Source organism: Streptomyces sp. NPDC090445 (assembly GCF_044769385.1).
Classification (GTDB): Bacteria; Actinomycetota; Actinomycetes; order Streptomycetales; family Streptomycetaceae; genus Streptomyces.
Genome location: NZ_JBIVXV010000006.1, coordinates 228,846 through 253,871 on the forward strand (window position 1 = coordinate 228,846; position 25,026 = coordinate 253,871).

Annotated in this window: 22 protein-coding genes and 1 pseudogene; 13 read left to right on the forward strand and 10 right to left on the reverse strand. The window is 75.2% G+C overall.

Translation table 11 applies throughout. The features are described from left to right. Positions 1-172: 172 nt before the first annotated feature. A complete protein-coding gene (locus tag ACIQUT_RS16130) occupies positions 173-844 on the forward strand; it encodes a DUF305 domain-containing protein (protein ID WP_403563536.1) in 672 nt (223 codons plus the stop codon). Positions 845-921: 77 nt separating this feature from the next. Here the strand turns inward: ACIQUT_RS16130 and ACIQUT_RS16135 are convergent, their stop codons facing one another. Then, on the reverse strand, positions 922-1,803 hold the full coding sequence (locus tag ACIQUT_RS16135) for an alpha/beta fold hydrolase (RefSeq protein WP_403563537.1): 882 nt from the start codon (positions 1,801-1,803) through the stop codon (positions 922-924). Between the two features lie 115 nt (positions 1,804-1,918). Between ACIQUT_RS16135 and ACIQUT_RS16140 the strand changes: the two genes are divergently transcribed. The 4 genes from ACIQUT_RS16140 (at position 1,919) to ACIQUT_RS16155 (ending at position 5,741) form a co-directional block, all read left to right on the forward strand. Continuing rightward, a complete protein-coding gene (locus ACIQUT_RS16140) occupies positions 1,919-2,368 on the forward strand; it encodes a MarR family winged helix-turn-helix transcriptional regulator (protein WP_403563675.1) in 450 nt (149 codons plus the stop codon). An 85-nt stretch (positions 2,369-2,453) separates the two neighbouring features. Next, entirely contained in the window at positions 2,454-3,152 is a 699-nt protein-coding gene (locus tag ACIQUT_RS16145; RefSeq protein ID WP_403563538.1) for a response regulator, read from the forward strand. A gap of 112 nt (positions 3,153-3,264) precedes the next feature. Beyond that, the gene (locus ACIQUT_RS16150) at positions 3,265-5,415 is read left to right on the forward strand and encodes a sensor histidine kinase (protein WP_403563539.1); all 2,151 of its coding nucleotides are present in this window, start codon (positions 3,265-3,267) and stop codon (positions 5,413-5,415) included. A 164-nt stretch (positions 5,416-5,579) separates the two neighbouring features. Next, the gene (locus tag ACIQUT_RS16155) at positions 5,580-5,741 is read left to right on the forward strand and encodes a hypothetical protein (protein WP_403563540.1); all 162 of its coding nucleotides are present in this window, start codon (positions 5,580-5,582) and stop codon (positions 5,739-5,741) included. 140 nt (positions 5,742-5,881) lie between these two features. Here ACIQUT_RS16155 and ACIQUT_RS16160 read toward each other — a convergent pair whose 3' ends face one another. The 6 genes from ACIQUT_RS16160 to ACIQUT_RS16185 form a co-directional block, all read right to left on the reverse strand. Then, positions 5,882-7,651 carry a hypothetical protein gene (locus tag ACIQUT_RS16160; protein WP_403563541.1) on the reverse strand — a complete coding sequence of 590 codons (1,770 nt, stop codon included), beginning with the start codon at positions 7,649-7,651 and terminating at the stop codon, positions 5,882-5,884. A gap of 85 nt (positions 7,652-7,736) precedes the next feature. After that, entirely contained in the window at positions 7,737-9,791 is a 2,055-nt protein-coding gene (locus ACIQUT_RS16165; protein WP_403563542.1) for an anthranilate synthase family protein, read from the reverse strand. After that, positions 9,788-10,411, reverse strand: coding sequence for an isochorismatase family protein (locus ACIQUT_RS16170; RefSeq protein WP_403563543.1), 624 nt, complete (start codon positions 10,409-10,411; stop codon positions 9,788-9,790). The genes ACIQUT_RS16165 and ACIQUT_RS16170 overlap by 4 nt, the downstream gene beginning before the upstream one ends. 172 nt (positions 10,412-10,583) lie before the next feature. Beyond that, the gene (locus ACIQUT_RS16175; protein WP_403563544.1) at positions 10,584-11,774 is read right to left on the reverse strand and encodes a 3-deoxy-7-phosphoheptulonate synthase; all 1,191 of its coding nucleotides are present in this window, start codon (positions 11,772-11,774) and stop codon (positions 10,584-10,586) included. Continuing rightward, positions 11,771-12,265 carry a PhzA/PhzB family protein gene (locus ACIQUT_RS16180; protein ID WP_403563545.1) on the reverse strand — a complete coding sequence of 165 codons (495 nt, stop codon included), beginning with the start codon at positions 12,263-12,265 and terminating at the stop codon, positions 11,771-11,773. The genes ACIQUT_RS16175 and ACIQUT_RS16180 overlap by 4 nt, the downstream gene beginning before the upstream one ends. A 187-nt stretch (positions 12,266-12,452) precedes the next feature. Then, positions 12,453-12,965: a hypothetical protein gene (locus tag ACIQUT_RS16185; protein ID WP_403563546.1), complete on the reverse strand. Its 513-nt coding sequence runs from the start codon at positions 12,963-12,965 to the stop codon at positions 12,453-12,455. Between the two features lie 39 nt (positions 12,966-13,004). Here ACIQUT_RS16185 and ACIQUT_RS16190 point away from each other — a divergent pair, with 39 nt between their 5' ends. Both ACIQUT_RS16190 and ACIQUT_RS16195 read left to right on the forward strand, forming a co-directional pair. Next, positions 13,005-14,015: a helix-turn-helix transcriptional regulator gene (locus tag ACIQUT_RS16190; RefSeq protein ID WP_403563547.1), complete on the forward strand. Its 1,011-nt coding sequence runs from the start codon at positions 13,005-13,007 to the stop codon at positions 14,013-14,015. Between the two features lie 126 nt (positions 14,016-14,141). Further along, positions 14,142-14,774, forward strand: coding sequence for a GNAT family N-acetyltransferase (locus ACIQUT_RS16195; RefSeq protein WP_403563548.1), 633 nt, complete (start codon positions 14,142-14,144; stop codon positions 14,772-14,774). Here the strand turns inward: ACIQUT_RS16195 and ACIQUT_RS16200 are convergent. Next, positions 14,752-17,076 (reverse strand): FUSC family protein, encoded by a 2,325-nt coding sequence (locus ACIQUT_RS16200; protein ID WP_403563549.1) that lies wholly within the window; start codon positions 17,074-17,076, stop codon positions 14,752-14,754. The two genes, ACIQUT_RS16195 and ACIQUT_RS16200, sit on opposite strands and share 23 nt — an antisense overlap. Positions 17,077-17,280: 204 nt before the next feature. On the opposite strand from ACIQUT_RS16200, the gene ACIQUT_RS16205 reads away from it, so the two are divergent. Both ACIQUT_RS16205 and ACIQUT_RS16210 read left to right on the forward strand, forming a co-directional pair. Beyond that, entirely contained in the window at positions 17,281-17,787 is a 507-nt protein-coding gene (locus ACIQUT_RS16205; RefSeq protein WP_403563550.1) for a hypothetical protein, read from the forward strand. A 164-nt stretch (positions 17,788-17,951) separates the two neighbouring features. Next, the gene (locus ACIQUT_RS16210; RefSeq protein WP_403563551.1) at positions 17,952-18,800 is read left to right on the forward strand and encodes a MerR family transcriptional regulator; all 849 of its coding nucleotides are present in this window, start codon (positions 17,952-17,954) and stop codon (positions 18,798-18,800) included. Positions 18,801-19,089: 289 nt separating this feature from the next. On the opposite strand, the gene fusA is transcribed toward ACIQUT_RS16210, so the two are convergent. Beyond that, a complete protein-coding gene (fusA, locus tag ACIQUT_RS16215) occupies positions 19,090-21,252 on the reverse strand; it encodes an elongation factor G (protein WP_403563552.1) in 2,163 nt (720 codons plus the stop codon). A gap of 843 nt (positions 21,253-22,095) precedes the next feature. Here fusA and ACIQUT_RS16220 point away from each other — a divergent pair. The 3 genes and pseudogenes from ACIQUT_RS16220 to ACIQUT_RS16230 all read left to right on the forward strand — a co-directional run bounded on the left by ACIQUT_RS16220 (position 22,096) and on the right by ACIQUT_RS16230 (position 23,272). After that, positions 22,096-22,491, forward strand: coding sequence for a hypothetical protein (locus ACIQUT_RS16220; RefSeq protein WP_403563553.1), 396 nt, complete (start codon positions 22,096-22,098; stop codon positions 22,489-22,491). Next, a pseudogene (locus tag ACIQUT_RS16225) lies at positions 22,488-22,712 on the forward strand (SDR family NAD(P)-dependent oxidoreductase); the annotation flags it as partial. The gene ACIQUT_RS16220 and the pseudogene ACIQUT_RS16225, both read left to right, overlap by 4 nt. Before the next feature lie 74 nt (positions 22,713-22,786). Then, a complete protein-coding gene (locus ACIQUT_RS16230; RefSeq protein ID WP_403563676.1) occupies positions 22,787-23,272 on the forward strand; it encodes an SDR family NAD(P)-dependent oxidoreductase in 486 nt (161 codons plus the stop codon). Here ACIQUT_RS16230 and ACIQUT_RS16235 read toward each other — a convergent pair. After that, positions 23,250-24,236 (reverse strand): aldo/keto reductase, encoded by a 987-nt coding sequence (locus ACIQUT_RS16235; protein ID WP_403563554.1) that lies wholly within the window; start codon positions 24,234-24,236, stop codon positions 23,250-23,252. The two genes, ACIQUT_RS16230 and ACIQUT_RS16235, sit on opposite strands and share 23 nt — an antisense overlap. 104 nt (positions 24,237-24,340) lie before the next feature. Between ACIQUT_RS16235 and ACIQUT_RS16240 the strand changes: the two genes are divergently transcribed. Beyond that, on the forward strand, positions 24,341-24,922 hold the full coding sequence (locus ACIQUT_RS16240) for a TetR/AcrR family transcriptional regulator (RefSeq protein WP_403563555.1): 582 nt from the start codon (positions 24,341-24,343) through the stop codon (positions 24,920-24,922). Positions 24,923-25,026: the final 104 nt, after the last annotated feature.

The following is a 25,026-nucleotide window of genomic DNA, read 5'->3' on the forward strand; positions in this document are numbered from 1 at the left end:
AGCGGCCCGCGCGGCCCCGCCCCTGCCCGCCCCGTCCGACACCGGCCGGCGGGGGGTGTGGTGGCGATGCCGTGCCACCGGCACCTCTTCATCCGTTTCCCCGCGCACGCCTCGTACCCGTACGTACCCGTACGCCGTACCGGGCTGCGCCGCATCAAGGAGCAGCACCACCATGAGCAGCAAGCGTTCCCTCGTCCGCCGCACCGCCACCGCCGTCGCCGTCTCCGCGGCGGCCGTCCTCGCCCTCGCGGCCTGCGGCGGCAACGGCGGCACCGGCAGCGGCAACAGCTCCGCCGGCCACGGCGCGCACGAAGGCGCCACCGCGTCGGCCGCCCCGTCCGCTCCGGCCTCGGCGCCCGCCGCGCAGGGGCAGCACAACGCCGCGGACACCGCGTTCGCCAAGGGGATGATCCCCCACCACCGCCAGGCGGTCGAGATGGCCGACCTGGCCTCCACCCGCGCCGAGAACGCCGAGGTGAAGAAGCTCGCCGCGGAGATCAAGAAGGCGCAGGACCCCGAGATCAAGACCCTGTCCGGGTGGCTGACCTCGTGGGGCGAGCAGGTGCCCGCCGAGGGCGCCATGGACCACTCCGCGCACGGCACGGCCGGGATGACCGGGATGATGAACGCTCAGGAGATGGACCGGCTGAAGAACGCGTCGGGCAAGGCGTTCGACACCGCGTTCATGGAACTGATGATCAAGCACCACGAGGGTGCCGTGGCGATGGCCAAGACGGAGCAGACGACGGGCTCCTTCGCGGCGGCCAAGACCATGGCCGAGGCGATCATCACCTCCCAGTCCGCCGAGATCGCCCAGATGAACAAGCTCCTCGGCCGGAGCTGACCCGCGGACGCCCCGGCCCGGGTCCGGGCGCCCCTGTGGCGCCGGCGCTCCGGGCCGGGGCCGCTTTGCCGTGAGGTTCAGGCCGTCCGCGCGGCCCCGTCGGGGGCTCCTTCGGGGGCGACCGCGGGAGCGAGGAATTCCGCGATCCGGTGCTCCGCGTCGGCGGGCAGCGCGGTGGGCATCGCGAAGTGGGTGAGGCCGGGGAGGGTCTCGATCCGGGCGTGCGGTACGGCCCTGCGGGCGCGGGCGGCGACGTCCGCGGCGCGGTGGGTGCTGCTGCGGCCGGCGAGCAGCACCAGGAGCGGCGCCCGCAGCCGGGCGGCGTCCGGCCGGCGGCCGACCACCGGGCGCCGGCCCGCGAAGGCCTCGGCCCCCAGGGCGTAGAGCCGCTTCCACTCCGGGTCGGTGTCGGTGCCGGCGGTCTCCCGGTCCAGGTAGGCGAGTGCGCGGGCCGCGGTCGGCCGGAGCAGCACGGGCAGCGACCGCAGCAGGAACGCCGGGCGGAATCCGGCGAAGCACTGCGTCGGGTCGAGCAGGACCAGCCGGTCGACCCGGCCCGGGCTGTGCAGCGCGTAGGTCAGGGCGATCCAGGCCCCGTACGAATGGCCGAGCAGGTGGGCGCGGTCGACGCCCAGGCCGTCGAGGAGGGCGTCCAGCCAGTCCATCAGGTCGGCGGCGGTGCGCAGCGGGCGCCCGTCGGTGATGCTGCGTCCGGCGTCGCGGGGTATGTCGACGGCCAGGACGCGGTGGCCGGCGCCGAGTGCCCGGGCAGTCCGGAACCAGACGGCGCCGGTGGCGCCGCCGCCGTGCAGCAGGAGCAGCGGCGGGGCTTGGGCGGGCCCGTGGGCGTGGACGCGGGTGGTGCCGTACGGGGTGGGGACGTCCAGCTCTTCGGTGCCGGCGGGCCAGCGGGCGAGCAGGGCGTCGTAGGCGGCGAAGAACTCGACTGACGAGGACATGACGGCTCAACCTCCGGGTGGCCCGATTGGTAAATCTCTCGCTGAGCGAGATACTAGCCGAGTGAGGAATGACCGAGCAGGGAATGACCGAGCGAGGAACGACCTGGCCCCCGAGATGCGCCTCGTGCACCTGCTGCGCGCCGTGACCGTCGCGTTCGACCTGCGCGGGGCGGAGTTCGCGGCCCGCAACGGCCTCCACCCCACCGACCTGCGGGCCCTGATCTTCCTGCTCGACGCCGAACGGGCGGGCACGAAGGCCACGCCGGGGCGGCTCGGCGAGGCGCTGCGGCTGAACTCGGCAGGCGTGACGGCGCTGCTCGACCGGCTGGAGCGGCTGGGGCTGGTGCGGCGCCGGCGCGACGAGGAGGACCGGCGGCGCGTCCTGCTGTCGGTGGAGGAGAACGCCGTCGACCTGGGGTGGTCGTTCTTCGGCCCGCTGATCTCCCGGCTGGTCGCCGCGGCGGACGGCTTCACCCCGGCCGAACTGGACACGGTGCACCGCTACCTGACCGCCGCCCTGCACGCCACGACCCCGGAGCAGCCCGCCGCGGACGCGGAGGCGTAGCAGCCCGGCGGCGCCCGGGTCGCGCAGCGCGCCGAGAGCCGGGTCAATTACGGATTGTCACGCCTCCCTCGCGCATAGTAGGGGCATGCAGTCCGAGAAGACGCAGGTACGTGTGGTGATCGTCGAGGATCACCCGCTGTTTCGCGAGGGGCTGAGGCTGGCGCTGGAGAGCGCCGACGACATGCTCGTCGTCGGCGAGGCCGAGACCCTCGCGGACCTGGCCGGCGCGGTGGAGACGGGGCAGCCGCAGGTCGTGGTCATGGACCTGTCCCTGCCCGACGGGTCCGGCATCGAGGCCACCCGGCGGCTCGCCGAGCAGAACCCGGGCCTGTCGGTGCTGGTCCTGACCATGGCGGACGACGACGGCACGCTCCTGGGCGCCCTGCACGCCGGCGCCCGCGGCTACCTGGTCAAGGGCGCCGGCCGGGAGGAGGTCCTGCACGCGGTCCGCACGGTGGCCGCCGGCGGCGCCGTCTTCGGGCCGGACGTCGCCGCCCGGATCGCCGCGCTCGTCACCACCGGCGCCCAGCGCGACGCCGAGCGGCTCTTCCCCTCCCTGACCTCCCGCGAGGTCGAGGTGCTCGACCTGGTGGCCCGCGGCCACGACAACCGCCGGATCGCCCGCGAGCTGTTCGTCGCGGAGAAGACCGTGCGCAACCACATCACCCACATCTTCGAGAAGCTCGACGTCGCCACCCGGGCCGAGGCCGTGGCCCGCGCCCGGGACGCCGGGCTGGGCTCGGCCACGCCGGGCGCCGCCGAGCAGGGCCCCTCGGACACCTGACGGCCCGCGGCCGGGGGCGGCCGGACGGATCCGGGACCGGGACGGGACCTGCGTCCCTTCTCCCCGGGACACCGGCCGTCGCACCCTGACCGAACCCGCTCCAGGAGGCGTCATGGGCGACGCGGCAGCGCAGACCTCCCGGCCTGTGCGCAGGACCGGGCCCGGCCCGGTCACCACCGTGTGCCTCGTGGCGCTCGCCGCGACCGTGCTGTGGGTCGTCCTCCGCTTCGTCGACTCCGGGGTCCCCCGGCTCCAGCGGTCCGGGTTCTCGGACTTCGCCGCCAAGGAGCTGCTGTGCCTGGGCACCGTCCTGTTCGGCGCGCTCGTCATGGCCCGCTCCCCCGCCCGCCGGCTGGGCTGGCTGCTCCTGCTCACACCGACGGCCGTCCTGGTGTCCGAGGCCGCGCTCGCCACGGGCGCGGCCCTCGGCGTGTCGGGCACGGCCGCGGCCGTGCTCATCATGGGCAGCATCCTCGGCGAGGCCGTCTGGGACACCACCGCCCTATCCCTGCCGTTGTGGCTGCCCTCCGGCCGGCTGCCGGGCCTCCCGGGCCGGGTCCTCTTCGCGGTGTGCGCGCTCTGGGCGCTCGCCGAGACCTGGTGCGCCTACGCCGTCCGCTCCCCCTACGGGCTCGCCTCCCCGCTGGCCGGGGGCGGCTGGGCGGACTTCACGCAGTGGCTGTGGACCTTCGTGGGGCCCGTCCCGTACGTGCACCCGCTCCTTCCCCTGGTGGGGGCAGCCGTCATGGCGGCCCGCTGGCCGCGCTGCCGCCGCACCGGCGACATACTGGACCGGTCGCTGCTGTGGCCGCTGCTGGCGGTGTACACCGGCGTGTACGTGTCCACCAACGTGGCCGCGTTCTTCTACGAGGACCTCGGCCCCGAGACGATCAGGCTGCTCTTCTACGTCCCGGTGGTCCTGCTGCCGCCGGCGATCGCCTACGTGTTCGTCACCGACCACGCCTGGCAGTCCGGGGGATCGTCCCGCCGGGCGCCGCTGGTGCTCGTCTGGGTCACCGGCGCGGTCGTCGCGTACCTCCTGGTCGTCCTGCCGCTGTCGGGCTGGCTGGCCGGCACGCCCGCCGTACTGAGCATGCTGCTCACCCTGGGCGGCCTGGCGGCCATGTTCGGCACCCCGTACGCGATGCGGCGGGTGCTCCAGGCCGCCGACCACAACGCGTACGGCGAGCGGGCCCGCGCCTACCGGGCCGTACGGGAGCTCGCCGAGCGGCTCAGCAGCGCGGTCAGCCCGGACGTCGCCCCGCGGCTGCTGTGCGACACGGTGGCGGAGGCCCTCGCCCTGCCCGCGGTCCGGGTCAGTGTCATGACCAGCGAAGGGCCGCGCGTCGCAGCACTGCGGGGCGAGGACCCGCAGGACTGGTGGCAGCGGTTCCCACTGACCCACGAGGACGCCGTCATCGGCTGGCTGGAGATCGGCCGGCGCACCGACGACCACGCCCTCGCCCCGCTCGACGCGGGCATGCTCCGCCTCCTGGCCGACCAGGCCGCGCCGTCGGTGGCCTTCCTGCGGCTGTACGAGGACCTCCAGGCGAGCCGGGAGCGGATCGTGCTGGCCCGGGAGGAGGCCCGCCGCCAGATCCGCCGCGACCTGCACGACGGGCTGGCCCCCGCCCTGTCGGGGCTGCGGCTCCAGCTCGACACCGTCCTGGCGGCCCTGCCGGCGGAGCAGGACGTCTCCCGGCAGCTCGGCAAGGTGTCCCACGGGGTGGCCGCGGCCATCGACGAGCTCCGCCGGATCGTCGACGGGCTCACACCGGACTGCCTGGACCGGTGCGGCCTCGGCGCCGCACTGAAGGAGCTGTCGTGCAACCTGGCCGGACCGCGGCTGGCGGTCGCCGTCACTCTGGACCCGGACCCGCTGCCGCCGTTCCCGGCCGCCGTCGAGGTCGCCCTGTACCGGATCGCCGCCGAGGCCCTGCACAACGTCGTCCGCCACGCGCGGGCCGACCGGGCCCGGCTCGCCGTGCGGGTGGCCGGGGGCAACGTCACGGTCGAGATCGCCGACGACGGCACCGGCCTGCACGCCCTCGGCGGCGGGTCGCGCGGCCGCACGGGCGGCGGGCTGGGGCTGCGCTCGATGACCGAGCGCGCCGCCGAGCTGGGCGGCAGCCTGACGGTGGGCCCGCTCCCGGACGGCGGTCACGGCACGCTGGTCCACGCGGTGCTGCCGATGCGGGGCGGGCCGACGGCAGAGGGGCAGGCGGCAGAGGGGTTGGACCACGACGGCCGGGCGCAGGGGTGACGGTACGCCCGGGGCAGCGGTGACGGTACGAGGGGACCAGCGACTCATGAACCCGGGACAGCGGGCGGGTCACAGTCGAGCGTGACGGATCTTCCCGTCCGCCGCCCGAACACCTCGGCGGCGCTCACACCCCCGACCGAGGCTCCCGCCTCAGAGGCACCATCATGACCACACATCCTTCCGACCACCGGTTCGACCCGACCGACTTCGCCCTCGCCGCGATCGCGGCCACGGCCCTCGCCCTGATCGCGCTGCGCGCCTGCCGCACGGCGAAACCGAGCGGGCCGGGGAAGCCCCAGAAGAAGTGTCCGAACGGGCCGTGCTGAGCGCATGCCCGTCGGCGGCACCCTTTCCCCCAGCCCTTTATCCCCTCGCCCCCTGTCCAGCGCGTCCCGCCGCAGTCCTCTGCGGCGGGACGCTTCGTATGCCCCCTCCCCCGGCCCCAGCCCCCGGCCCCCGGCCCGCCTCATGACAGGATCGGCGGCCGACGCTGGATGGCGGGCAGGCCCGCCGGGGTCCGGGCCCGCCGCGGCCGGCCGGCCGAGCGGGAGCCCGGGGTGAGCCCGTACTCCTCACGCCACAGCTCGAACATCATCAGCGACCACACCGTGGCGGCCCTGCGGTCGTCCGGCCGGGCGGCCTGAGCGACCAGCAGCCGGTTCACGGCGACCGGATCCAGCAGCCCGGAGGCCCGGAGCCGCTCCGGCGCGAGCACGTCGCGGACGAACCCGGCCAGCGGTCCCGCCCCGGTCAGCAGCCCGCTGAGCGGCCCGCCGGCGCCGGGGGCGGGCAGTCGGCCGCCCGTGAGGGCGGGGGCGGCGGACCACACGGTGTGCGGGGGCAGGAGGAGCCGGGCCCGGACCCCGTGCGCCCCGCCGATGTGCGCGACGCGGCGCAGTACCCGGGCGGGCAGCAGGTCGCCCAGCTCCAGGGCGGTCAGGGCCGCGCGGCGGCAGCCGCCGCCCGGGGGCGCGCAGAGCAACTGCGCCAGGGAGCCGGGGGCGCCGCAGGATCCGGCCGGGCCCGTACGGCCCTCGCCGCCCGGGTCGGCCGAGGCGGCGCGGTCCGCGAGGTAGGCGCGGTAGTCGGAGCTGTACAGGCGGAAGCGGGTGGCGGCCGGGACGGGCGCGAGCGCGCCGGCATAGCCGGTCAGCCACTCGGCGCCGCCGGCGACGGCCGCGTCGACCCGCGCCCGGGCGGCGATGATCCCGTCGACGGCCCCGGCGTCCAGCACCGTGCGGAAGCCCTCGCGGCGCGCCCCGTCGACCTGGGCGTACGTGATGAGCGCCGCCGGGTCCGGGTCGGGCTGCCCCAGCACCCAGGCCAGGTGCGGGAGCACCTCGGGCAGCCGGGCCGGGTCGAGCCCCGCGGGGCGGCCGCTCCGGTCCGGCGGGGGCACCGCGGGCAGCTCCGGCCGGGCCAGGGTGGCCAGTTCGGCCACGAGTCCGGCGCCGGGGCTCGCGGAGCCGAGGACGCAGGCGGGTCCGTGGGCGGTGCCGCCGGCGTACCGCCGGACCTCGCCGAGGAGGTCCGGCGGGCGCCGGCCGTGCCCGGCGGGGTCGTCCGCCGGGGCTGCCGGGGACGTCCGCGGGATCAGCCGCAGCCCGCTGCGGGAGCACAGGGCGGTGGTGCCGGGCGGCAGGGCCCGGATCCCGTCGAACAGGGTCCGGCCGGCCAGCGGGACGCCCGCCGTGAGGTAGGCGTCGAGGCCGGGCTCCCACAGGGCGGGCCGGTTGCCGATCAGCATGAGCAGCGCCGGGATCTGGGTGGCGAAGCGGAGCCGTCCGCGGGAGGCGTCCCAGTGGTAGTAGAGCGGGGTCGCCCCGGCCGGATCGGTGGCCAGGACCAGCAGGGGGCCGGCCTGTTCGTCGACGACGGCGGCGGCGTACGCCCCGTCGATGCGGGCGGCGAACGCGTGGCCGTCCGCCCGGTAGGCGGAGCGTACGACCGCGGCCGTGTCCCGGTCGGCGACCGGGTGCCCGCCCGCTTCCAGGCGGGTGAACAGGACCAGCCGGTTGTCGATGTCGCCGTGGAAGGCGGCGGTGACACCGCCGTCGCCGGAGAGCCGGCCCGCGGCCAGGGCCCAGCCCGGTCCGTGCAGCACACGGCAGGGTTCGGGGCCGTGGAGGAGGTGGGCGGCGGCACGCACCTCGTGCGGGGAGAGGTCGGCGCCGACGTGGCCGAGGAGGCCGTTGAGGCCGGCGGCGGGTTTCTGGAGGGGGTCTCGGTTTCTCACCCTGCCACCGTCGGCGGCCCGTTGTCCCGGCCGCACGGGCCGCCGGGCCCGCTTCGGTCCCTTCTCGGTCCCTTCTCGGTCCCGGTCAGGACGCCGGCCGACCGCCGCTGCGGCGCGGCGGGGCCGGGCGCAGGCCGAGGGCCTGGTGGGCGGCGCGGGCGAGGATCCGGGGGCCGTTGCGGGTGAGCACGGACTCCGCGTGGAACTGGAGGGAGGCGAAGTGGGGGCCGTACAGGGCGTGTACCTCGCCGGTGGCCGGGTCGCGGCAGACGTCCACGGCGCCGACGCCTTCCGGTTCGATCCGGTCGTGTGCGCTGTGCGCCGCGAACGTGTTGTAGAAGCCGACGTGTTCGCGCTGTCCGAAGAGGTCGATCTCCCGCTGGACGCCCTGGTTGGGGCTGGTCCGGCGGACGAGGTGCAGGCCGAGGCGGAGGCTGAGCACCTGGTGGCTCAGGCAGACGGCGACGAAGGGGCGGCGCGCGCGGAGCAGCGTGCGGACCGCGGCCGCCAGGTTCCGCATCCGGGGGTCGCCGCGCTCGGCGGGGTCGCCGGGACCCGGTCCCAGGACGACCAGGTCGTGGCGGTCGAGGCGGTCGAGCCGGTGGGCCTCGTCGTGGCCGCGTACGGTCACCAGCAGGCCGAGGGAGCCGAGTTCGTGGCCGATCATGGCGGTGAAGGCGTCCTCGGCGTCGATGACGACGGCGGTCCGGCCGGCCAGGACGGGGTCCGCCCCGGGGCGCGCGCCGACGCGGGTACGGGAGCCCGGGCGGGAGAGGGCGGTGCGGCCGCGCCCGGAGTCCGTTAGGGCCGGCCGTTCTGGCGATTCCGGCGGTTGTGCCGGCTCCGCCGGGTGCAGCCAGAACGCGCCCAGGTGGGCGTTGCGGCGGGCCAGGGCGGTGCGGACGCGCGGGTGGGCGGCGAACGAGGCGGTGGTGCGGGCGCCCAGGGCGTCGAGGAGTCCGGCCGCCTTGGCGCGGGTCTCGGCGGCCTCGGAGTCCGGGTCGCAGTGGCGTACCAGGGTGGCGCCGACGGAGACGTCCATCCGGCCGGTGGCGTCGATGTCGGCGGTGCGGATGAGGATGGCGGAGTCGAGGGTGCGCCCGCCGCGGGCATCGCGGCCGATGAGGGCGGCGACGCCGCTGTAGTAGCCGCGGCCGCGCGGCTCGTACCGGGCGATGACGCGGCAGGCGCTGGCGAGCGGTCCGCCCGTGACGGTCGGCGCGAACATGGTCTCGCGGAGGATGTCGCGGACGTCGCCTTCGGCGCGGCCCTCGATGAAGTACTCGGTGTGGGCGAGGCGGGCCATCTCCTTGAGGCGGGGGCCGGTGATCCGGCCGCCGCCGGCGGGGCAGATGCGGGCCATCATCTTCAGCTCCTCGTCCACGACCATCGACAGTTCGTCGGCCTCCTTCGGGTCGGCGAGGAAGTCGAGGACGCCGGGGAGAGTGGGGCCGTCGGGCGGGTAGCGGTAGGTGCCGCTGATGGGGTTCATGACCGCGGTGCCGTCGTACAGGCTGAGGTGGCGCTCCGGGGAGGCGCCGAGGAAGGTGTGGGTGCCGGTGTGGATCAGGAACGTCCAGTAGGCGCCGTGTTCGCGTTCCAGCAGGCGGCGGAACCAGGCGAGCGCGGTGCGCGGGTGGTACGGGGCGGGGGCGTGGGCGGTGAAGGTGCGCTTGAGCACGAAGTTGGCGCCCTGGCCGGTGCCGATCTCGTCCCGGACGATGCGGCGTACGGTGCGTGCGTAGGCGGCGTCGTCGAGGTCGAAGCGGCCGCCGGCCGGGGCGGGCGCCTCGTGCGGCAGGCGGTCCCGTACCTCGGCGGCGGGCAGGGTGAGCCGGCCGGTGACGGTCATCGCCACGAGCGGGGCGCCGTCGTCGACGCAGGCCAGGCCGCGCTCGGTGAGCTGCCGGTACGGGATGACGACCAACGCCTCGGGGCCCGCGTCGGCGCTGCCTCCGGCGCCGGCCGGCGGTTCGGGGAGCGGGATCCGGGCGAGTGACGGGGGTGTGGACACGGGGCCCGTCAGGATGTCCACGGCGGCCGCACCGGGTGTGCCGTCCGCGGCGCCGGCGCGGTGCAGCAGCGCGAACGGGGTGTTCCGGTCCGCCGCCGCCAGGACGCGGCTCAGCAGGTCGTTCATGATGCGATCTCCTCGGTGGTGACGACCATGGCGCAGCGTTCGGCGGCGTACCGCAGCGCGCAGTCGTGGTGAGCGCGGGAGAAGTCGGCGACGGCGTCCGCGACGAGAAAGACGCGGATGTCGTGGGTGAACGCCTCGACGGCCGTGGCCAGTACCCCGATGTGGGCGTAGACCCCGCACAGCACCAGCTGGTCGCGGCCCTGCCCCCGCATGCGCGCGAGCAGCCCGGAGCGGAAGAAGGCGCTGTAGCGGCGCTTGGTGAGCATCCAGTCGTCGCGGTCGGGAGCCAGTTCGGCGACGATGGCGCGGTCCTCGGGGGCCGTACGCATGCCGGGGCCCCAGAAGTCGGCGAGCAGGCCGCGTTCCGGCCCGCTCATGCCGCCGGGCTGGGCCGTGTACGCGACGGGCACCGCGCCGGCGGCGAGCCGGTCGCGCAGCCGGGCGGCGTTGCCGACCAGGGCGTGGCGCACGGCGGGGGGCAGGGGGGCGAGGAAGTACCGCTGCATGTCGTGGACCAGGAGGACGGCGCGGCGGCGGTCCGGTGTCCAGCGGGCGGTGTTGGCGGGCAGTTCGGGCGGGGTGGGGAGGCGGTAGGGCGTGATGGCGGGGATGCCGGTCATGGGGGTGCTCCGGTGGCCGGTGGGGGTGGAGGGCCGGTGGGGGTGATGGGGGGTGATGGGGGTGGTCTGCGGCGGTCGGTCGATCAGGTCAGCCGGCCGGCCGGCCACCCGTGCCAGATGGCCAGCCGTGCCAGACGGTCAGCCGTGCCAGACGGTCAGCCGTGCCAGACGGTCAGCCGTGCCAGGCCGAGACGACCGACAGGGCCTGCTCCGGGGTCAGGCGCGGGTCGCACAGGCTCGTGTACGCCTCGCCGACGCGACCGAGGTCGGACCGGGTCGTGGCGCACTCGGTGACCTCGTCGGGGGTGGTTTCCAGGTGCAGCCCGCCGGCGGTCCCGCCCGCGGACTCGACGGCCTCGCGGAAGCGGACGACCTCCAGCCGTACGCTCTCCACGATCCGGGTCTTGTTCCCGTCGGGCGCGGTCAGTGTGTTGCCGTGCATCGGGTCCGTCAACCAGGTGACGGGATGCCCGGCCGCGCGGACGGCCTTCACCAGCGGCGGCAGCAGCCCGGCGACCCGGTCGGCGCCCATGCGGGCGATGAGGGTGAGACGGCCGGGGCGGCGCCGCGGGTCCAGCCGCCGGCACAGGCCGAGCAGCCGCTCGGGGGTGGTGTCGGGGCCGACCTTGCAGGCCACGGGGTTGGTGACGGAGGCGAGCAGGGCGACGTGGTGGCCGTCGGCGTGGTTGGTCCGGTTCCCGATCCACGGCCAGTGGGTGGAGGACAGGTACAGCCGCCCGGGGTCGTCGCGGCGCAGCAGGGGCACCTCGTAGTCGAGGAGCAGCGCCTCGTGGCTGGTCCACAGCGGCGGCCCGAACGCGGGGCCGGTGCGCCGCCCGAGCCAGCCCAGGTACTCCATGGCGTCCCGGGCGGCGAGGTAGCCGGTCAGGATGCGCAGGGGGTCGGGGCGGCGGCTTTCCGGATCGGGATCCGGTGCGTTGACCAAGTGGCCGCGGTAGGAGGGGAGTTCACGGTCCCCGATGTGCTCGACGGGGCTGGAGCGGGGCTTGGCGAACTGTCCCGCGATGCGGCCGACCCGCAGCACCGGCTTCTGCGCGCCCATGTGCAGGGCGCCGGCCAGGAGTTCCAGCACGGCGGCCTTGCGGGCCAGGTGCGCGGGGGTGCACTCGGCCGGGTTCTCGGCGCAGTCGCCGGCCTGCACCACCAGGGCGCGCCCGGCGGCGACCTCGGCGAGCAGGGTGTGCAGGGCGCCGAGGTCGTCGGGGCTGACCAGGGGGTGGCGGGCGGCCAGCGCCGCGCGGACCCGGCGGGTCTGCGCGGGGTCGGGCCAGTCGGGCTGCTGGGGTGCGGTGCGGGCGCTGGCCCATCCGGCGGCGCCTGCCGGGGCGGGGGCGGGGGTCATCGGGGCACCCCCGTCCGCCGTATCAGGGGCACCGCCACGCCCAGGGCGCGCAGTTGCCGGTACGGGTTGGTGAAGGCGCGGCCCTGGCGGATCTTCCCGTGGTCGAGCAGGAAGGAGAAGATGAAGTGGTCCTCGTAGTAGCCGTCCGGGTATCCGGGGTAGAGGATCGTGCCGCGGCCGTCGCACTCCACCCAGAAGTGGTCGGGGTCCTGCGTCTCGAAGATGCGGACGTTGTCCCAGTGCCAGTCGGGGAAGCGGCTGACGATCCAGGCGGCCTGCCGTGCGAGCCGCTGCCGCCCGTGGGCGATGAGGGGTTCGCCGGTGTCGGTGGTCCACAGGCCTTCGCTGCCGTCCTCGGTGAAGAGTGCGGGGCGGCGCAGCTGGTCGTGGCCCTGGGCTTTCATGTACGCCTTGACGGTTTCCCGGTTGCGGCGCCGCAGATCGGTGTCGTCGGCGAGGGCCGGGATCGCCGACGGGAAGGTCCCGGGCATGTCGTGCTCCTGTACGTGCGGGGGGAGTGGTGATGCCCCCACACTGGCCCGGCCGCGGTCCCACCCGCATGGGCCTGCGGCCCCGGCGTGGTCCCGCCTGCCGGGGCCGGCCCGTGCTCCGGCGCCTGCTACTCCCCCGCCGCCGGGCGCCTGCCTACCGCTGTGCGCCGCCCGCGGGGGCCGCCGATCACCCGCGCGCGGGCCGCGTACCGGGCCGGGCCGGACCCGTGGTGGGGTCCAGGAGGGCGTCGGCGAGGTAGCCGTCCAGGTCCGGGGCGGGGGCGGCGAGCATGTGCCGGACCCAGGCATCGCGTTCGTGCGTGATCGGCGGCAGCTCCCACACGCAGCCGATCAGCGAGCGGTCGAGTCGTACGAAGTGGGCCGGATCGCGGTCGGGGCAGCCGAGGACCGGCTGCCCGGCCGCGCCGCCCGCGAAGTGCAGGACGTTGTCCCAGACCCAGCTGTAGACGTTCAGGTAGGCCCCGTCGTCCCCTCCCCTGTGGAGGACGAGGAAGCCGCCCGGAGGCGTCCCGTCGGGCTCGGGCAGCGTGCGCAGCAGCTGCGGGAGGAACCGGAGGGCGGCGTCCTCCACCTCCGGTTCGATGCCCGCCGGGTCGGCGGTGACGTGGTAGCGCTTGATCCGGCGGCCCGCGACGTCGATCGGGGGCCGGACGGTGAGGTGCTTCTCTGCGAAAGCCATGGCTGGACGGTAGGAGCGGTCCACTGACATCGTGTGTCAGTGAAGTCGAGCCGTCTCGTGACGATCCTGCTGCTGCTCCAGACCCGGAAGCGGATGACCGCCGCCGAACTGGCGCGGGAGCTGGAGGTGTCCGTGCGGACGGTGTACCGGGACGTGGACGCGCTGGCCGCGGCGGGCATACCGCTGTACGGAGATGCCGGGCACCGCGGCGGCTACCGGCTGCTCGACGGCTACCGGACCCGGCTGACCGGGCTCAGCAGCGCGGAGGCGGAGGCGCTGTTCCTGACCGGGATCCCCGGTCCGGCCGCCGAACTCGGCCTCGGGCGGGCGCTGTCGGCGGCCCAGCTCAAACTGCGGGCGGCGCTCCCGCCCGAACTGCGGGCCCAGGCCGACCGGATGCGGTCCCGCTTCCACCTCGACGCGCCCGGCTGGTACGCGCGGAACACCGAGGTGCCGTTCCTGCCGCGCGTCGCGGACGCCGTGTGGCGGGGGCGGGTGGTGGAGGTCCGCTACCGCCGCTGGAAGGAACCGACCGACGTGGAACGCCGGTTGCGGCCGTACGGGCTGGTGCTGAAGGCGGGCCGCTGGTACGTGGTGGCCGCGCCGGCCGCGCTTCCGGCCGCGGCGGATCCGGAGCAGCCCCCGCGTACGTACCGGGTGGACCAGATCCTCGGCCTCACCGTCACCGACGAGGAGTGCGCGCCGCCTGCCGGCTTCGACCTGGCCGCGCACTGGGAGCGGGCCCAGGAGGACTTCCGGGCCCGGCTGTACCGCGGGCAGGCCGAGGTACGGCTCTCCCCGCGCGGCGTGACCCGCCTGAACGCCGACGACGCCGCGGCCGCGGCCGCCGGGGGCGGCCCCGATCCGGAACGGGAGGGCTGGACCCGGGCCGTGCTGCCCGTCGAGTCGCCGGAACACGCCGTCGCCGCGTACCTCGCCCTGGGCACCGACATCGAGGTACTGGGCCCGCCGGAGCTCCGCGCCCTGATCGCGGACACGGCGGCGGCGGTGGCGGAACGCCACGCGGTGCGGTCCGCGGACCAGCGCTGATCCCCTGCCGGGCGGAGGCGGCCGAACGGCTTCCGCGCCGCTGCCGCCTGCGGCGGCAGGGACCGGCACCGCAGGGCTCGACCTATCCGGTCGACACCCTGATCCGGTTCGGGTTGGCTGAGCGGCATGCCAGAACTGCGAACCGATCGTCTTCTGCTCCGCCGGTGGCGGGAATCCGACCTGGAACCGTGGGCGGCCATGAACGCCGATCCCGAGGTCCGGGAACACCTGGGAGAACTGCTGACACGGGAGCAGAGCGACGCCGCCGTGGCACTCATGCAGGCCGAGCACGACGCGCGAGGCTTTGGGTGGTGGGCGCTCGAAGCACGGGAGACCGGCGCGTTCATCGGCCGTGCCGGCTTGGACGAGGTGGACGGCGACATGCCGTTCACGGGGGTGGACATCGGCTGGCGCCTGACACGTTCGGCGTGGGGGCACGGCTACGCCACCGAGGCCGCCCGGGCCTGCCTGGCGTTCGGCTTCGAGGCCCTCGGACTGCCGGAAGTGGTGGCGTCGACGACCGTCGGCAACCTTCGTTCCCGGGCGGTGATGCGCCGGATCGGCATGACCCGCGACCCGGCCGACGACTTCGAGGACCCGAGCGTGCCCGAAGGGCCGCTTCGCCCGTGTGTCCTGTACCGGACCCACGCAGCGATGCCCACGCACTGCACCACGCGGCGGAACACCGCCCTCGGCACGGCCCGCGCACCCCACGGGCGGGCCGCGTGCGGCGGGGTCAGGACCGGGCCGTGCCGGTGATCCGCTCCAGGTCGGTCATCAGCGAGTCCAGCCAGAACACCGTCGCGTAGTACAGCCAGGGGGCGTCGTCCGGTTCCGCCTCGAAGTCGTCGAACGCCGGATCACGCAGCGGCACCGGTGCCGACGGCGTGTCGCTGCCCCGGTCGAGGGACCCCGACACGAGGAGCATCCGCCCCGCCACCCGGTCCCCCAGGCGCGTCACCGATGCTGCCGCCTCGCGCCCCAGCATCGGCAGGACGACGGGCCCGGGCCGCAGCGGTTCGGGCGGCTCCAGAAGGCGGTCCGCCCCCCACTGGGTGTGGTGTCCGGCCATCAGCGTGGCCTGCCAGTCGGGCTCCAGCAGCTCAGCCAGCCCCGGCGGCCCCGGCGGCCCCGGCGGCCCCGGCGGCCCCGGCGGCCCCGGCGGCCCCGGCGGCTTCTGCGCGTCCCCTCCGGGCCCGGCCGCCCCATGCGCAGCGCCCGGCGCAGCCACGCTGGCGGGCCCAGCGGCCCCGGCGGCCCCAGCGTGCCGTTCGGGCGGGGTCGCCGGCTCGCTCTGGAACTGGGCGTACGCCGACTCCGCCAGGTACAGCGCGTGCCGGAGCGAGCGGCGCCCCGGCACGGCGGGCATCGCCTCCCGCGCTCCGCCCGCCGCGATCGACGCGGTCGTGGCGACCACGACCTCCGCCGCACCCCGCAGGAGCACCGCCCCGGACCGCTGGAGCTCCTCATGGGCTCCGCGGGGCCACGCCAGCAGCCCGAACACCGCACCGATCGTGCTGCCGATCAGCACGTCGAGCAGCCGGAGCTCCGCCAGCTGCCAGCTCGCGGGCGCCAGCTGCGCGAACACCAGGGCCACCGTCAGGGTGAACAGCGCCTGCGCCCACCCCACCCCCTTGACCGGCCCGAGCGTGAAGGTCAGCAGCATGACCGGCAGCAGGGCGGCCGCGTACACGGTGGTGTGGGTGTCGACCAGGGCCAGCAGGCAGCCGGTCACGAGGGCGCCGATCAGGGTGCCGGTCAGGGCCGCGCGGATCGTCGTACCGGTCTCGCGTACGGTCGTCCGGGTCAGCGTCAGGGTCGCGAGCGTGGCCCAGAAGCCGTGCGGGAGCGTGTCCAGTCCGGCGACGGCACGGGCCGCGGCCAGCGCGAGGCTGATCCGCACCGCGTTCTGGAAGAACACCGACCGGCTCCCGGTGTACCCCCACAGCCGGATCCACCACAGCCGCGGGGCCCGCATCCGCGCGTACCAGAACCGCGTCGTCGGGACTCCCGCCGCGGCGGCCCGCCCCCGCAGGGCGAGGTCGGCGGCGGTGGCCACGGCGAGCGCGGCGTCCGCCACCTCCAGGACGGCGGCGTGCCGCCGCAGCCGTGCGGGCGCCCCTGACGGCTCGTCGCGCGCCGCGACCAGCGCCGCGCGGGCCCGGAGGAGGCCGTCGCGGGCGTCCACCGCGTCCGCCACGGGGGGTACGCCGCGCAGCCGGGCTGCGGCCTGCGCCGCCGTGCGCCGTACCGCGCCCAGGACCTCCGCGCCCGTCCGGTCCCCGGCGGCGGCCGGTCCGGCGGGGAGCCGTGCGAGCCGGCTCAGCAGCGTACGGGTGGCCAGGCCGGTGTGCGCGAGGGCACGGTCACGGACGCTCGGCCCGGCCGGACGGTCCGCTTCCGGCACGGTCATCGGCCGCAGCCGGGCCGTGGCCTCCTGCGCGGCGCCCAGGTCCTGGTCGGTCAGCCGGTAGGGGAGCACGGCGAGCCGGCCCGCGCAGTGTTCCGCGGTGTCCAGGGCGCGGGCGGCGAGCTCCCGGTACGGGACGGTCGGCGGCTCCGGGAAGAGGAACGCCTCGGCGGCCACCAGCAGCAGGATCCCGACCGTGGCGCCGACGAGCCGCTGGCCGAGCGTGTCGGGGGCGTACGGCGGGAAGGACGGCAGGATGTACAGCAGCTGCAGGCCGGGCGCCGCCCCGGCCGGGCGCGGCCCGCCGACGGCGATGAAGGCCAGGGCGAAGCCGATGACCAGCATGCCGGCGACCGCGCTCCAGGTCCGTACGGCCAGGAACGTGCCGGCGGTGATCAGCAGCCAGGAGGCGGGCAGCAGGCGCACGACGACCGCGGCGCGCTGCCGGCCGGTGCCGGGGATCCGGGAGAGGCCCGCCAGGGACACGGCGCCGAACAGGGCATAGGTGGCGGCGACGGTGTCCCCGAAGCCGTAGAGGAACAGGTAGAACGCGGCGCCGGCGGCCAGGGTGACCCGCGCGGCGCGGCGGGCGGCGACCGCGAAGCCGGGTGCGGTCCGCACTGCGGTGAGGGAGGCGCCGACACGGCCCATGCCACCAGCATCACGTACCCCCGCGCCGACGGCACCTCCCGACCGCGGTAACGCGTCCGAGAGACCGGCATGTCACCTTTATTTCCCGTTTCCGGTTCGGATACGTTCACAGCCCCGCCACACCGAATTCCGAATGCAGAATTCCGAATTCGAACACACAAATCATCGCCGGACCAATCTGATGATTACGCGAGGAGTTTTCCCGTGAAGAAGATCCGCCGATTGACCGCGACCCTCACCGCGGCGGCCGCCGTCATTGCCCTCGGCGCCGGCAGTGCCCGCGCGGACAACGACTCACTCCTGTCGCCCGTCACGGACCTCCTCTCCGGTGTCAGCCTGGTGTGCCTGCCGATCCAGCAGCAGAACGGAAACGGCAACACGGCCGCCGGGAACCTGCACTGCACCCAGAGCGCGCAGCAGACGCAGACGCAGAACCCCCCTGCCCCCGGCACCACCGGATTCACGGACTACGAGGTTGTGATCGAAACCATGAACGTCCTGGCAGGCGACAGCTTCGTCTTCGATGTGGAATGCCCGGCAGGAAAGCAGGTGACCGGAGGCGGTTACCGCGCGGTCTCGGGCGTCACGATCACCCAGAGCACGCCCTACCCCGGTCCCGTCCATGATCGGTGGCGCATCGTGGGTCAGAACGCCAACGCGAACTCCGTGTCCGTCGAAGGGAGGGCCGTCTGCGCCGACGTGGACGACTGACCACCGTCCCCCGCCTCACCTGCGGGCGGCCGTTCCCCATCCCGGGAACGGCCGCCCGCCCCGTGTCCCCGCCGGCGTGCGGGGCCGGGCGAAGCAGCCGTCCGGCCGGGAGCGATCATGGGCTTGACCCTCACACCGTGTCAGGCGGTCCACTCGGAGACATCATGTTCACCATCGGAGACTTCGCCCGGCACGGCCGCGTCTCGGTCCGGATGCTGCGCCACTACGACGCCATCGGACTGCTGCGTCCGGCCCGTGTCGACCCCGCCACCGGCTACCGCCACTACACCGCCGCGCAGCTGGCCCGCCTCAACCGGGTCATCGCGCTGAAGGACCTCGGTTTCACCCTGCAGCAGGTGCAGGACATCGTGGACGAGCGCATCGGCGTCGAGGACCTGCGCGGCATGCTGCGGCTCCGGCAGGCCGAGCTGGAGGCGGCCGTCGCGGCCGCGGCGGCCCGGCTGGTCCAGGTCGAGGCGAGGCTCCGGTCGATCGAGAGCGAGGGACACATGCCCACCGACGACGTGGTCGTCAAGAGCATCCCGGCCGTACGGGTGGCCGAGCTGACCGCAACCGCGGCGAGCTTCGCCCCGGAGGACATCTCCCCGGTCATCGGCCCGCTGTACGGGGAACTGTTCCGCCGCCTGGAGGAGGCGGGCATCAGCCCGTCCGGCCCGGGCGTCGCCTCCTACGAGGACGCCCCGGAGGGCGGCGGGGCGATCGTCGTCCACGCCGCCGTCCAGGTGTCGGCCCCGCTCCGGGGCGGGGAGGGGCACGGGGTCCTGCGCGTGCTCGACCTGCCGCCGATCGAGCAGGCCGCGACGATCGTGCACCGCGGCTCCATGGACACGGTCCTGCCGACGGCCCAGACCCTGGCCCGCTGGATCGACGGCTACGGACACCGGTCCGGCGGCTACCCGCGGGAGGTCAACCTGGAGTGCCCGGAGAACCGTGACGACTGGGTGACCGAGCTCCAGGCACCCCTGGACGGACCGGCGGCAGCCGGGGCCTGAGGTCCGTGGCCCGGACCGGGACCTGGGTCCGGCACCCGGCCGGGACCTGGGTCCGACACCCGGCCGGGGCCCGGGTCCGACACCCGGCCCGGGAGGTCCCGGCCCGGGAGGTCGCCGCTCCGGCGGGACCCGGTACACGGCCGAGCCCGACCGGCCCGCCCCGGGCCGGGCGTGGCTCCCCGGCCCGGGATTCCCGGACGGCTCCGGGCCCGGAAGCGGCAGGCGCCCCGGGAACCGGCGCGCAAAGGACCCGGAGGTGTGCAGGACCCGGTTGCGGTCGGGGCCGGGGTCAGGGGGCCAGGACTGCCGCGGCCACCGACTCCGGGACCGGGGACAGGCCCGCCGGGCGGGTCGTGAACGTACCGCGGCCCTGGGTGCGGCCGCGCAGCCGGGACGCGTACCCGAACAGTTCGGCCAGCGGCACCACCGCGGTGACCGCCGTGGTACCGGACCGGGCTGCGGAGCCGGTGACCCGGCCGCGGCGGGCCGCGAGGTCGCCGAGCACGGCCCCGACCGCGTCGTCGGGGACGGTGACCACGACCTCGACGACCGGCTCCAGCAACGCCATGGCGCTCGCCCGCAGGGCAGCACGCAGCGCGGCCCTGCCCGCCGTGCGGAACGCCAGCTCCGAGGAGTCCTTGGAGTGCGTCGCCCCGTCGGTGAGCGTGACACGCAGCCCGGTCACCGGGTGGCCGCCCAGCGGCCCGTCGGCGAGCGCGTCCCGGCAGCCCGCCTCCACGGCGCGTACGAACTCCTGCGGGACGCGTCCGCCGACGACCGTCGAGCGGAACACGAACGCCTGCTCGTGCTGCTCGGCCCCCTCCGCCCCCTCCGCCCCCTCCGCCCCCTCCGCCGCCTCCAGCGGCTCGACGTCGATGACGATGTGGGCGAACTGGCCGGCCCCGCCGTCCTGTTTGACGTGCCGGTGGACCAGGCCGGACACCCCGCGCACCACCGTCTCCCGGTACGAGACCTGCGGCCGGCCCACGGCGAGTTCCAGCCCGTGGTCGCGGCGGATCTTCTCCACCGCGACCTCCAGGTGGAGTTCGCCCATGCCCGACAGCACGGTCTGCCCGGTCTCGGGGTCGCTGCGCACCACGAGCGAGGGGTCCTCCTCGGCCAGCCGGGCCAGCGCGGTCGCCAGCCGCCCGGTGTCGGCGCTGCGGCGTGCCTCGACCGCCACCGACACCACCGGGTCCGCCACGGTGGGCGGTTCCAGCAGCAGCGGCGCCTGCGGTGCGCACAGCGTGGTGCCGGCCCGGGCCGTCTTCAGGCCGACCGCGGCGACGATCTCGCCGGCCCGGGCCTCGTCCAGCTCGAAGTGCCGGTCGGCCTGCACGCGCAGGATGCGGGCGACGCGTTCGGTCCGGCCGGTGCCGGTGTCGAGCACGGTGTCCCCCTTCCGCAGGGTTCCGGAGTAGACGCGCAGGTAGGTGAGGCGGCCGGTCGCGGTCACCGCCACCTTGAAGGCGAGTGCGGCCACCGGTCCGGCGGGGTCGGGCAGGCGTTCCTGCTCGCCGCCGTCCGGCCCGAGGCCCCGTACGGGGGGCAGGTCGGCGGGCGAGGGGAGGTAGGCCACGACGGCGTCCAGGAGCGGCTCGACGCCCCGGTTGCGGTAGGCGGAACCGCACAGGACGACCGTGCCCGAACCGTCGAGGGTCACCTCGCGCAGGGCGAGCGCGAGGGTGTCGTCGGACAGCGCGCCGGTGGTGCAGAACTCGTCCAGCGCGGCGGGATGCAGCTCGGCGGCCGTCTCCTCCAGCAGGCGGCGGCGCCGTTCCGCTTCCGCGCGCAGGCCGGCGCCGCCCACCGCGTCCGGGTCGCGGACGTCGGTGGTCTCGTACGTGTCGCAGTCCGCGGGCCAGGTCAGGGCGCGCATGCGGACCAGGTCGACGAGGCCGGTGAAGCCGTCCTCGCGGCCGATCGGCAGCTGGGCGACGAGCGGTACGGTGCCGAGCCGGTCGCGCAGGGAGGCGACGGCCGTGTCCAGGTCGGCGCCCGCCCGGTCCAGCTTGTTGACGAACGCGATTCGCGGGACGCCGTACCGGTCCGCCTGCCGCCACACCGACTCGCTCTGCGGTTCCACGCCGGCGACGGCGTCGAAGACGGCGACCGCACCGTCCAGGACGCGCAGGGACCGCTCGACCTCGTCGGCGAAGTCGACGTGGCCGGGGGTGTCGATCAGGTTGATCCGGTGGCCGTCCCAGGCGCAGCTGACGGCGGCGGCGAAGATGGTGATGCCGCGGTCGCGCTCCTGTGCGTCGTAGTCGGTGACGGTGGTGCCGTCGTGGACCTCGCCGCGCTTGTGGACGGCGCCGGCGGCGAACAGGATGCGCTCGGTCACCGTCGTCTTGCCGGCGTCGACGTGGGCGAGGATGCCGAGGTTGCGGGTGGTGGTGAGGGCGGGGGCAGAGGTGGTGGTGGGGGTAGTGGTGTGCCGGCTGGTGCGCATGGCCCGGGCCTTTCGGGTGCGAAGAGTGAGTGAGTGGGCTGCGCGATTGCCGGACGCACAGAGGGGCCGCGGGCGACACCTCTCCCGCAGCGCGGCGCGCTCCGGACTCCGGAGGTCGGGCCGTCTCCGGGCATGGCCGTGCGCACCGCGGCGAGGCCGGCAGCGGCAAGGACATGCAGGGGAACGGGGGTTGCCCGGGGCTGAGCGGAGCGGCGCACGAGCACGCGGGAGCTCGGTACGGCCGGAGCCCGAGGGCCCGAAGCCCGAGATCCCGAAGCCCGAGGGCCCGGAGTCCGAGGGCCCGGAGTCCGGAGTCCCAGAGGTTCGCGGGCTCGGGAAACCGGAGGCCCGGGAACGTCAGGGGACTCGGAAACGAGTGGGCTCGGGAGCCACGGATCGGCCCGTCGGGGCGGATCCGGTGGGCTCGGCGGGCTCCGCCGGGTTCAGTGGACCCGGCGGATCCGCGCGTGCGTCACGGTCAGACGGTGCGGTGCCGGCCGCGCAGCGGGCACCGCACGATCCGGGACACCGGGATCACGTCGTACCGGGAACGGGGAACGAAGGCGACGACGGTGCGCTGACGGCACATGACCTGTTCCCCTTCTCTGCTCGCTGTCTGCCGGGCGGCGGTGGCCGCACGGGGCCGGACGCCAACTCGTTGGTGTGCGCGCCGCGTTGCCGGCCGTTCCGCGTTGCGGTGGTGGCGCGCGTTGCGAGTGTAGAGAACATTGCGGGCGCGGGGCACGGCATTTATGCGCGGGATCCGCGGGTGCGATCGCGTGGGTGCGATCGCGTGCACCAACGCCGTGCCGGGACCACGCCCGGGACCCACGCCCGGGATCCATGCCGGGGATCCGTGTGCAGGCGGGCCGACCAGCGGCCGGGTCCCTCCCCGCCACCGCCTCCGACGGCCTGCCGTCCACGCCGGCCGGGATCTCGCCGGCCGGCATCACCCGGTACGCGACCCGGGGCGGTCCGGCCGCCAGGTGTCGGCGGGGGCCGGGTCTCGACATGCGCTTCCTCGGCAAGGACGTCGTCGTGCTCACCGGCCGCGGTGACGACCACAAGGGCAGCAAGCCGGCACTCAAGGAGCTGACCAAGGTGCAGACGTACACGCTGGTCCGCGACACCGACGGGGTCTGGCGGATCGCAGCCTTCCACAACACCGAGCGGCAGAGCGTGATGGAGCGCTTCCCCTTCCTCTACTCCCCCGCCACGGCCCCGAAGGCGGAGCGGTGAGGCGCGCGCCGGTCGCCGGCGCGACGGAAGGCGTCGGGCGGGCCTTCGCCCTCGCCCTGGCCGCCGAGGGCTACGCCGTCACCGCAGTCGCGCGCGGCGCGGACCGCCTGGAGGCCCTCACCGCGGAACCGGGCGAGGGGCACGACCACCTCCTGGCCGACCTGGCCGACCCGGAGGGCGTACGCAGCGTGGCGGCCGCGGTCCCCGCGGCCGCCGCCACCCCCTACGACCTGCTCGTCAACAATGCGGGCCGGTCCCGCCCCGGCCCGTTCGCCGGGACGCCCTCGACGAGACGCTGCCCGTGCTGCACCTCAACTGCGAGGCGCTCGTCGGCCTCGCGCACGCCTTCCTCGCCGTCGCCCGCCCCGGGGCGGCCCTCGTCAACGTCGCCTCGACGCCCGCGTTCAGCCCGCGGCCGGGCCAGGCCGTGTACGGCGCCACCAAGGCCTTCGTGCACGCGTTCTCGCAGGCACTGTGGTTCGAGCAACGGCCGCGCGGGATCCACGTGCCGGCCGTGTGCCCCGGGCCGACGGCGACCCGGCCCGACCTCCATGCGGACACCCCGGCCGCGCCGGTCGGGACCCGGAGGCGGTGGCCGCCGCCGCCGTCCGGGAGCTCCACCGGCGGCGCCGCCACACCCTGGTCCCCGGCCGCACCAACGCCGCCGCGACCAGGGCCCTCACGGCGCTCCCCGGCGCGCGTCCCTCGCCCTCCTCGCGGACGGGTGAGGGGCGCGCGGCGCGGCCGGCGGGCGGTGCTCAGATGTCGATGGTGCGCATGAACTCCGGGGCGTAGCGGTCGCCGGAGGCGACGCCGCGGGGAGCGACGGCCTCGATCGCGGCGATGTCCTCGTCCGTGATCACGATGTCCGTGGCCGCGACGTTCTCCTCCAGGTAGCTGCGCCGCTTCGTGCCGGGGATCGGCACCGCGCCCTGCCGCAGCACCCACGCCAGGGCGAGCTGCGAGGGCGTGACCGACTTGGCGTCGGCCAGGCGCCGCACGGCGTCGACGACGGCGAGGTTGCGGGCGAAGTTCTCGCCCTGGAAGCGCGGGTCGGTCCGGCGGAAGTCGTCCTCGGCGAAGTCGTCCGGGCTCTTGATCGCGCCCGAGAGGAACCCGCGGCCGAGCGGGGAGTAGGCGACGAGGCCGATGCCCAGCTCGTCGAGGGTGTCCCGGACGCCGTTGGCCTCCAGGCCGCGCTCGAAGAGGGAGTACTCGGTCTGGACGGCGGTGAGGGGGTGGACGGCGTGCGCGCGGCGGATCGTGGCCGCCGAGGCCTCGCTGACACCGAGGTAGCGGACCTTGCCGGCGGTGACCAGCTCCGCCATGGCGCCGATGCTCTCCTCGATGGGGACGTCCGGGTCGACGCGGTGCAGGTAGTACAGGTCGATGTGGTCCGTGCCGAGGTGGCGCAGCGAGCGGTCGGCGGCGTGGTGGATGTAGGCGCGGTGCCCGTTGTGGCCGAACCGGTTGCCGTCGTCGTCGAACTCGATGCCGGTCTTGGTCGCGATGACGACCCGGTCCCGGCTGCGGCCCGACAGGGCCTTCGCGATCAGCTGCTCGTTGCGGAAGGGGCCGTAGCCCTCGGCGGTGTCGAGCATGGTGATCCCGAGTTCCAGGGCCCGGTGGATGGTGGCCAGCGATTCGGCCTCGTCCGTGGCCCCGTAGAAGGCGCTCATGCCCATGCAGCCGAGGCCTTCGGCGCCGACCTGCAGGCCCTGGGTACCGAGTGCGCGCGTTTCCATGGTGTTCTCCGTTCCCGATGAAATAACTAACCAGTTACATACACCGTGCACGACCCTGCCTCCGCTTGTCAATAACCAGATAGTTACTTGCTAGCCTGGGCCGCATGGCACGTGACTCCAGCGCAACGAAGGCCCGCATCCTCGCGGCGGCCTTCGACGAGTTCGCCGAGTACGGTATCGCCGGCGCCCGGGTCGACCGGATCGCCGACACGGCCGGCGCGAACAAGCGGATGATCTACGTCTACTACGGCAACAAAGAGCAGCTCTTCGACCAGGTCATCCGGCAGGCCCTGGAGCAGGGCGCGGAATCCGTCCCCTTCGACGCCGAGAACCTCCCCGGCTACGCCGGAGCGATCTTCGACCACCTCACCGCTGACCCGCGGCTCATGCGGCTGGTGACGTGGAGGCGGCTGGAGCGGCCGGAGGCCAGCGCCCCGGAGGCCGAAGCGTACGCGCGCAAGCTCGCCGCGCTCGCCGCGGCACAACAGGGGGGCCACGTCGACCCGTCCCACGACCCGGCCGACGTCCTCACCCTGGCCCTGGCCCTGGCCCAGGCCTGGTTCACGACCGCCGACGGCTCCGCGGCGGCCGAGGGCCGCCGAACCGCCCACCGCGCGGCCGTGGTCGACGCCGTGTCCCGCCTGGTCGCCGTCCCGGCCCCGGACCCCCTGCACCACCGCGCATAGCCGCACCGGAGAGGCACCCCCTCAGGCACGCACCTCTGCTCTCGCTTCGACGAGGGCGCTGACGAGGACGCGGACGCGGATGACGTGGCCGTCGCGCGCCCCGA

Excerpts from the sequence above, each read along its gene's own strand:
- ACIQUT_RS16145 (WP_403563538.1), top strand. The coding sequence starts at position 2,454 with ATGCAGTCCGAGAAGACGCAGGTACGTGTGGTGATCGTCGAGGATCAC.
- ACIQUT_RS16175 (WP_403563544.1), bottom strand. The coding sequence starts at position 11,774 with ATGACCCCCGCCCCCGCCCCGGCAGGCGCCGCCGGATGGGCCAGCGCC.
- ACIQUT_RS16150 (WP_403563539.1), top strand. The coding sequence starts at position 3,265 with ATGGGCGACGCGGCAGCGCAGACCTCCCGGCCTGTGCGCAGGACCGGG.
- ACIQUT_RS16200 (WP_403563549.1), bottom strand. The coding sequence starts at position 17,076 with ATGGGCCGTGTCGGCGCCTCCCTCACCGCAGTGCGGACCGCACCCGGC.
- ACIQUT_RS16180 (WP_403563545.1), bottom strand. The coding sequence starts at position 12,265 with ATGCCCGGGACCTTCCCGTCGGCGATCCCGGCCCTCGCCGACGACACC.
- ACIQUT_RS16140 (WP_403563675.1), top strand. The coding sequence starts at position 1,919 with ATGCGCCTCGTGCACCTGCTGCGCGCCGTGACCGTCGCGTTCGACCTG.
- ACIQUT_RS16155 (WP_403563540.1), top strand. The coding sequence starts at position 5,580 with ATGACCACACATCCTTCCGACCACCGGTTCGACCCGACCGACTTCGCC.
- ACIQUT_RS16240 (WP_403563555.1), top strand. The coding sequence starts at position 24,341 with ATGGCACGTGACTCCAGCGCAACGAAGGCCCGCATCCTCGCGGCGGCC.
- ACIQUT_RS16165 (WP_403563542.1), bottom strand. The coding sequence starts at position 9,791 with ATGAACGACCTGCTGAGCCGCGTCCTGGCGGCGGCGGACCGGAACACC.
- ACIQUT_RS16135 (WP_403563537.1), bottom strand. The coding sequence starts at position 1,803 with ATGTCCTCGTCAGTCGAGTTCTTCGCCGCCTACGACGCCCTGCTCGCC.
- ACIQUT_RS16220 (WP_403563553.1), top strand. The coding sequence starts at position 22,096 with ATGCCGGGGATCCGTGTGCAGGCGGGCCGACCAGCGGCCGGGTCCCTC.
- fusA (WP_403563552.1), bottom strand. The coding sequence starts at position 21,252 with ATGCGCACCAGCCGGCACACCACTACCCCCACCACCACCTCTGCCCCC.
- ACIQUT_RS16195 (WP_403563548.1), top strand. The coding sequence starts at position 14,142 with ATGCCAGAACTGCGAACCGATCGTCTTCTGCTCCGCCGGTGGCGGGAA.
- ACIQUT_RS16170 (WP_403563543.1), bottom strand. The coding sequence starts at position 10,411 with ATGACCGGCATCCCCGCCATCACGCCCTACCGCCTCCCCACCCCGCCC.
- ACIQUT_RS16235 (WP_403563554.1), bottom strand. The coding sequence starts at position 24,236 with ATGGAAACGCGCGCACTCGGTACCCAGGGCCTGCAGGTCGGCGCCGAA.
- ACIQUT_RS16185 (WP_403563546.1), bottom strand. The coding sequence starts at position 12,965 with ATGGCTTTCGCAGAGAAGCACCTCACCGTCCGGCCCCCGATCGACGTC.
- ACIQUT_RS16210 (WP_403563551.1), top strand. The coding sequence starts at position 17,952 with ATGTTCACCATCGGAGACTTCGCCCGGCACGGCCGCGTCTCGGTCCGG.
- ACIQUT_RS16130 (WP_403563536.1), top strand. The coding sequence starts at position 173 with ATGAGCAGCAAGCGTTCCCTCGTCCGCCGCACCGCCACCGCCGTCGCC.